This is a genomic window from Paenibacillus sp. AR247 (assembly GCF_002968895.1).
In the GTDB taxonomy this organism is placed as follows: domain Bacteria; phylum Bacillota; class Bacilli; order Paenibacillales; family Paenibacillaceae; genus Paenibacillus_AQ; species Paenibacillus_AQ favisporus.
Window position 1 is genome coordinate 1 of sequence record NZ_PCZT01000034.1, and the last position, 7,833, is coordinate 7,833.

Below are 7,833 nucleotides of genomic sequence, written 5' to 3' on the forward strand. Positions count from 1 at the left end.
GTTCGCACAACGTAGTGATGCTGTCATTAACGCTGCTAACGCAGATCACCTGGCCTCTGTGGTGACGATTATTGGGGCATTGCGAGGTACGGGAAAGGCTTTTATACACACGTCCGGATCAAGCGTTATTGGCGATGATGCCCTTGGCGATACCATAAGTGAAAAAATAATATGACGAGGAAACTCCTTTTGTTCCAATGGATATCCGGGCGTATCGCGCCCATATTGATAAACTTGTCCGCAGGGCCGGCATTGATGATTGGGTCAGAAGTATTGTGATCGTTCCCTCTATGATTTATGGAAAAGCACTTGGATTGCCAGCAGAAAGTGCTCAGGTGCCGCAACTTGTTCGTAAGTCTCAGGAAATGGGGGCAGGCGTCCATGTCGGAAAAGGTGTTAACCGCTGGTCCAACGTTCATATTAAAGATTTAGCACAGCTTTACCTGTTGGCTCTTGTGAAAGCACCGTCGGCTTCTTATTTTTTCGCTGAAAACGGGGAGGATTCCTTCGGAGACATTGCAAAAGCTATCAGCGAAGCCCTTGGTTATCAAGGCAAAACAATAAGTTGGTCGGTTAACGACGCAATTGCTGAGCTGGGGGATTGGGTACGGTCATCCCTCGCTTCCAATAGCCGTGTTCGTGGGGTGAATGTGAGGAAATTATTGGGTTGGGAACCAAAAGAGGAGCCACTACTGAGTTGGATAGGGCATAACCTTTATTAAGAAAGAAAAACATTATACCAAACTTATGCCGCGTAAACCGCGGCTTATTTATTTTCAACAATATAATTAACTTTGCCAGTCTCGTCATCCCCCTCATCACGAAGAATTTTATAGGCGGCATGGCGACCGATCGGCAGAAAGGGAAAGCGATAAGGTATTCGTCATCATCCATGTCTTTGATATATTCGTCCAGGATCGGCCGGAAATTTTTGTCACGCTCGCGACATCGTTACGCTCATGATGATGTTCAATTAGGATCAGGCCGCCACCCTAGATTACATAGGCTGGTCACAGTAAATGGTTGACGAAGCTACGGAATACTTTATTTTAGGATCAGACATTTTCGTTCAGGAGGCTGCCAAAACATTTGAAGGAGGAAATATTATGCGTAAGTTCAGCGGCTGGGTTTTTGACAATCAGAATGTGATTCGATTTACATTCGCGGCTACTGTTACTATATGCCTAGTGATTTTGACAATCTATTTTTTTCTTAAGTTCATGCAATTTACGGCACAGTAATTTTTTTCTGACATAGGTTCCGGCAGTGGACGGCCAACTCAGATTCTCTTCAACAAGTTTGCATGATCGGGTTGGCGGCCGGTGGCCGTACGCAACCAACGTAATTAAACAGCGCTCTTTAAAATCTTTAAAAGGATTTGGCTGTCGGCGCCAGGTATGAGCGTCCATTCCATAAACTAGATGAATATTCTTATTGGGGAAAGGCAAAATAATTTTGATGTAAACAGGTATAATGCCACGGTAAATATCCCAATCAAGTTGAGGAGGTTTAACATGCATCAACGCGCTGTACTCGCTGGGGGATGCTTCTGGGGGATGCAGGACTTGATCCGCAAGCTTCCCGGAGTCATCTCGACTCGCGTCGGCTATACTGGCGGTGACACTCCGAACGCGACCTATCGCAACCATGGCACTCATGCGGAGGGGATCGAAATCGTCTTCAATACAGCGGAGACGAGCTACCGGCGCATCCTGGAGTATTTCTTTCAAATCCACGACCCTACGACGCGGAACCGTCAGGGCAACGATATCGGCACAAGTTACCGTTCGGCGATCTACTATACGAGCGACGAGCAGAGAAAGGTGGCGGAGGAGACGATCGCCGACGTGAACGCGTCGGGTCTGTGGCCGGGCAAGGTCGTCACCGAAGTGATGCCGGTCGGCGACTTCTGGGAAGCAGAGCCGGAGCACCAGGACTATCTGGAGCGCTATCCGAGCGGCTACACCTGCCACTTCCCGCGCCCCACCTGGGTCCTTCCTAGGCGGGAACAATGAAAAGAGCACTAAGGAGCCTTAGTTCGATACTTCACCGGACTAAGGCTCCTTAATTTATTCTGAAACTGCTTGTGATTGTAAAAGTGCCTTGGTAAAATTGTTTTGGATCCCGGTAGCTGGCCAGCGAAGGATACCAAAACAAAACCAAGGAGAATACAACATGAATTCTACTCAAAACGAGCGAATAACTCAAATCACATCAACGACTCTCATAGTCGGGGTGGATATCGCTAAGTCTAAGCACGTGGCTCGGGCCCAGGACTTCCACGGAGTCGAAGTTGGAAAGCCGGTAACTTTCGGGTAATTCCAGTGAATTACGTGTATAATACAGATTATAGCTAATATACAAAAAGTGTCTAAGGACAAGAACATAGTCCCATTGAAAGTCGCTATGTTAGCGGCTTTTTTGTTTTATCGGTACAAGTTCTTGTCCCGAGCCCAGGACAAGAACTTGTACCGATTGCCGTAATGGACAAGAACATGAGCCGATTACCGATAAGATAAGTAGCAGAAAAATGTAAGCGACGTAGTTATGAAGTTGGTTAGTCTTTGGAGTAAACTGGTATCAAAAGAATGAAGGTGAAATGAAAAAGTCCTGAAAGGCAGTTTTTCAGGATTTTTTCATTTCAGGCGGCGACGGAAATAAATATTCCGAATAAATAAAGGAATTGGTGTAATGCATGATGCGGCGCGCACTTCCGGTTTGATAGGCTTGCCAATTACTTACTAGACATTTGATTGGGCTGTGACTGTCAATCATAGATGTTATCAATGATAATAATTGAATTATTGAAATTGATCAATCGTTTGGATATTTCTATACTAGAAATCAAACATTCAAGAGGAGGAAACATAGCATGCTTGAAACAGTGCTCACGATTACTTCGATGAAGACACCCGATGAGGCTCGAGCCTTCAAAACACTTAACGAGGAATGGATTGCCCTCCTCTTTACCATCGAAGAGGAGGACCGGGTTATCCTCAATAACCCAGTGGAGAACATCGTGAACAAAGGAGGAGACGTGCTTATCGCGCGAGATGGTGATTCGATCATCGGTTGCGTTGCACTCGTTCCGAAAGGCGCCGGTGTGTTCGAGCTCTCGAAGATGAGCGTTACACCCGAGTCACGGGGGCGCGGATACGGACGGATAATCATCCATGCCGCCATTAACCGTGCACGCGGGCTTGGCGCAACAAAGCTCTTTTTGGGCAGTAGCACCAAGTTGCCGAACGCTGTTCATCTTTACGAATCGGTTGGTTTCAAGCACGTTCCTGTTCAACAAATTGGGCCTATGCCTTATGTAAGAGCAGATGTGTTTATGGAGTTTGAATTAAAGTGAATACGAAGACAAAAATATCGACGAATCTATAAATGTTATCGTTAGATCGAGAATGAAGTGAATTAAGAGGAAAATGCTCTTATTCTTATAGAAATTCAATAATTTTAAAGGCAAAAAGGCAGCATAAAAGCGTCGAGACATTATTGTCTTGACGCTTTTTTGGCGGATACAAGCCTTGTAACCCGCGCCTTTCAACTTATTATCAACATCAAACGTCGACTAATTACTTTAATATTGAATTATGTTCGTTAAGAAAGGTTGCTGCTAACTATCTTATAGAAATAGGGCGAATTAGTAGTTTTACATATTAATATCTTTTCTCAAACGCTAATATCGATAATTCAATTGCAGTGTGGGTGACGACGATTTGCTAGTCCGCTCAAATCTGTCCCACACTTCCTTCGAACGGCGAGTCAATACCTTCGCGAAAAGAAAACTGTAGCTTGGACGGGGCCTAAGGGATACGATAGTTGAATAACGAACAGGAAGAGCTGCCGGTGCTGATCGGCAGCTTCATTACGCTAACGAGCAGTAGAGTGTGGTAATATCCAGATGGTAACTTCAATTAAAATCAAATTATCCATTGTATCTTTCCTGAGTAACAGATTATGCTAATGGATAAAATGCGTGGAAAGAGAGAGATTCGTATGCCATATTTCGCACTTCTAGTCTGATACATGATGTATAACGAGACTTTTGCAAATAGAAAAAGACCCTTGCCAGCAAGTAAATCATATTGTTGTCTCAACATTAAGAATGGCATTCAAACGAAAAGACATTCGCACCGGGAAGAAATTGAAACACACTATATTAATGCGAAGCTAATGCATTTAGAGACCCAAATAACTGAAACAGGGTTAGTCCGGGACGGTAAAGTTCTGGACTAACCACAGCGGTAAGCCTTGGACGAGAAGATAAGTCATGGACCACCGCTGTTTTTTATTGTGTTATTGTTTCCCGTTAATTGAATAATAGGTTACAATCTTCACTGGCGGTCGCACGGTTGTTGATCAGTCAATCGACGCTCTGCCATTAAGATAGCCGTTGCGGCTCTAATGTGCTAAAGTATTTCAATATACATTAACATTTCAGGAACAAGCCTTCAGGTCTATTTTTCCGCTGTGCGAAAATTGAGTTATTCATAATATCCTTCAGTAGATTTTCTCAAAGTTTTAAATTGATCCATATCATGCCCGAACCACACTTGGGAATTCGTGCGGGTAGCCAATGTACGGATTTTCTCTACTGCATTTCGATAGCCGATCAAATCATAGATAATACCAGGCGGCTTGACCGGAGGACCAAAACTTTCCGCGGTATAAATGGCATCGGAAGCTAAAATGATTCCGCCGGTTTCTGGCATTTCGATCTGAAGACCTAACATTCCCCATGCATGACCGCTTCCGAAATTCAAGATTTTGATACCCTCCACCAGATCCAAATTGTCTTCTCCCGGTTTGATCGTTTTCCATTGCAGTTGGTTTTTGATCCAAGCGTCAATATCAGCCCACACATAGGCTCCTTCTTTTTCATTGCGAGCGTAGGTCTGCAGTGCTCCATTAAACTCATCCTCATGGACGATAATGGTCGCGTTTGTGAACAATTCGAGGCATCCAGCATGGTCCAGATGCAAGTGGGAGGCAACAACATACTTTATTTCCTCGGGTCTAACCGTAAGCTGCTCCAATCGGTTATGCAGGTAACATTCCTCGCTTGCCACCCATGGAGACGACAGTTGGGTCGATTGTGCCCATCGCCCTTGAGCGCCCATTGAGTTTGGATTGCAGGCTGTATCAAACAAGATTTTCCCCTCAGGATGATCAATTAATACTGTATAAATTGGGAACTCCACAAATTGTGTCTGGGCATTCGGATTATTAATTGTTGCTGGATTGTGCATGGAGATGATCCAATTTTTGTCCATGCTCATTCGACCGTTATCCAATACATATAGCTTAGGATGCATTTTTATAATATTTGTCATGTTTATTACCCACCCATCGAAGTAATCCAGTACAAGGTAACCCCTTTTGGAAGCGCATCTTGTTGCTGTTGGAACACTCGTATTTGCCTTTAAGAAGTGTCTTTGCTATGGCAGATTTAGCTAAAGCGGCTCAGTACTGGTATAGACATACAGTAGTACAAAAAATAAAATGATATAAGCAGGCACTTTAAAGTGTCCAGGGAACTTCATAGGGCATAGGAGGGGAACTGTTTGGCACATTCATCAACAACTAAGCAATCTGATATTTCGTTATCCAATTGCGGCTATAGCAAAGTTCTTGACATTATCTCTAACAAGTGGTCAGCTCTTGTTATATATGCCATGGAAGACGGTAAAATCAGATATGGAGAAATGCTTCGGAGGGTGGAGGGGATATCTAAAAAAATGCTTACCCAGACGGTGCGCAAGCTGGAACGTGATGGAGTGGTTCAACGACACATTACTCCTACTGTACCTCTAAGTGTCGAGTATTCACTAACAACATTAGGGGAAACATTGCTTCAGCCGATGAAAGAGTTAAGGCAGTGGGGAAGAGAAAATTACACTCAAGTTGTAGAGGCTCGAGTTAAGTATGACTCTGCTTATACACCTGGTTCACATGAATCCGGCAGCATAAATTGATGAACTTTACGTACATGAAATATCACGTCGTGGAGTCTTGTATATCAGCTAGGCCTTGGAAGACTCTTTGAAAAGGCTGAAAACGGAATTTTTCAATATACCTAACGGGCACCGCATAATCCGGGAATGCCGAGGAGTCTAGAAGGGGAGTCGTCATACGGGCCGAAGATTTATGCTATACTCATTAATTCAGTCGCCAACTGGCGGCTTTTTTCTTTGGCAACCCGCTTCCGGTCTCAGCTGAATGAAAGAAATGCCATATTTGTACGCACGAATAGTAAAGCCTTACGAATACAAAAAAAGCGCCGGCTCACGATGTGATCATGGAACTGGCGCTTATTCGTTTGTTACCATATAAATGTACAAACTGTTATAACAACCGCTCCAAGAGTTCCGCTGTTTCCACCCTCAAGGGTGCAAATTGATCAGCGCTGCGCCCCTGGGTCTACTCGTTCTATCGGGCACTGCGAGCCGTTCGCTCTATGGCATTAGCAATCACTTCATAAAGTTGGTGCGGCAGGTCGTGTCCCATGCCGTCAACCAACATGAGCTCGGCACCAGGGATGGCCGAAGCCGTGTCCTCGCCACACGCCTGGACGAACAGGGGATCGTCCATCCCATGAATGACAAGTGCAGGTACTTTTATGGTGGCAAGTAAAGTGAGAGCAGTGTTACTTTTCTATTCGTGAAAGCAATTTAGGCACAATCATCAACCCCACGACATTTGCCACTACAAATATTAAGAAAAATAAATCACCTGTTAATGAAAAAGTCGATGCAGAGACAATAGCCCCGATCCAGGCGAGTCTTTTATATGTATTTATTGTCTTTACCATTAAAATTCACCTTTTGTATATTTTGGTTTATCTACTTTAAAGGCCGCCCAAACAGACGGCCGGGAAGGGGAGAATGAAGATACCACCCAACTTATAGGAGCTTACCCTTTTTTATTTTGGGTAATCCAGGATGATTCTATACCAACGATGATGTCGAGGGACAAGAACAAAGTCCCATCGAAAGTCGCTATTATAGCGGTTTTTTTGTTTATCGGTACAAGTTCTTGTCCCGAAGAAAAGACAAGAACTTGTACCGATTGCCGTAAAGGACAAGAACATAATCCGATTACCGATTAGATAAGCATCTTTCACTGCACTAATTCATTAAGCTAACGGGCAGGATAGTTACAATACTTGGTAATAGGAGAAATGGTAAAATAGGTTGAGGATATTACAAAAGAATATGAGTAAGGAGTGAACAACTTGTTTGTTACTTATGAGGAGATCACCAGGAAAGGCGTTGGGGTACTAAATGAGGATGCCATTATAATGCATCCGAAAGCAAATTTGTATGGAGCTTTGGACGGTGTATCTTCCTTGGTACCCTATCTAAACACCAAAAAGGAGGCAGGCGGTTTTATTGCCGCGAATCTGGTAAAAAACTACTTCGAGTCTGTTACTGATCCTAGAAGTTTAATGGACCACATGATTGAGGTGAATGATCTTCTTATGGAACAAATGGTGCTCGCTAATATTGATCTGAAGAAAAAGGAAGAACTTTGGGGAGCGGCATTGGCAATCGTTCGTATTCAGAATGATAGTGTAGAGTTCATACAGACAGGGGATTGCATGATTCTGGCGGTATATGAAAATGAGGAGGTTCGCCCATTAACATGGCGACAAGTTTCTCACTTAGAAGCTCCAGCATTCGCTAAATGGCAGGAAGGAATCACTAAAGGCTTAAAAAGCCAGATAGAGCTTCATGAAACCGTTATTGATATAATAAAAAAGAACCGATATCGCGCTAATACAGATGGTGGTTACGGGGTCTTAAATGGGGAAAAGGATGCAGTTCG

The 7,833-nt window shown here is 43.9% G+C and carries 6 protein-coding genes and 1 pseudogene; 6 read left to right on the plus strand and 1 reads right to left on the minus strand.

The genetic code is table 11. From position 1 onward, the window contains the following. The first annotated feature begins 197 nt into the window (after window positions 1–197). From CPT76_RS35320 to CPT76_RS35340, 4 genes and pseudogenes are all read left to right on the plus strand, one after another. Complete coding sequence (locus tag CPT76_RS35320; protein ID WP_219845496.1) at window positions 198–722, plus strand: Rossmann-fold NAD(P)-binding domain-containing protein; 525 nt, start codon at window positions 198–200, stop codon at window positions 720–722. Between the two features lie 792 nt (window positions 723–1,514). After that, window positions 1,515–2,015: a peptide-methionine (S)-S-oxide reductase MsrA gene (gene msrA / locus CPT76_RS35330; protein WP_105446209.1), complete on the plus strand. Its 501-nt coding sequence runs from the start codon at window positions 1,515–1,517 to the stop codon at window positions 2,013–2,015. 160 nt (window positions 2,016–2,175) lie between these two features. After that, window positions 2,176–2,313 (plus strand): annotated as a pseudogene (locus CPT76_RS41080) (IS110 family transposase); the annotation flags it as partial. Between the two features lie 559 nt (window positions 2,314–2,872). Beyond that, window positions 2,873–3,355, plus strand: a complete 483-nt coding sequence (locus CPT76_RS35340) for a GNAT family N-acetyltransferase (protein ID WP_105446210.1) — start codon at window positions 2,873–2,875, stop codon at window positions 3,353–3,355. Between the two features lie 1,135 nt (window positions 3,356–4,490). On the opposite strand, the gene ahlS is transcribed toward CPT76_RS35340, so the two are convergent. Further along, window positions 4,491–5,339 carry an AhlS family quorum-quenching N-acyl homoserine lactonase gene (ahlS, locus tag CPT76_RS35345; protein WP_105446211.1) on the minus strand — a complete coding sequence of 283 codons (849 nt, stop codon included), beginning with the start codon at window positions 5,337–5,339 and terminating at the stop codon, window positions 4,491–4,493. A gap of 231 nt (window positions 5,340–5,570) precedes the next feature. On the opposite strand from ahlS, the gene CPT76_RS35350 reads away from it, so the two are divergent. Then, the gene (locus tag CPT76_RS35350; protein WP_258169104.1) at window positions 5,571–5,981 is read left to right on the plus strand and encodes a winged helix-turn-helix transcriptional regulator; all 411 of its coding nucleotides are present in this window, start codon (window positions 5,571–5,573) and stop codon (window positions 5,979–5,981) included. A gap of 1,250 nt (window positions 5,982–7,231) precedes the next feature. After that, window positions 7,232–7,833, plus strand: a 602-nt coding sequence (locus CPT76_RS35360) for a hypothetical protein (RefSeq protein ID WP_374954765.1), incomplete at its 3' end; no start/stop codon positions are given.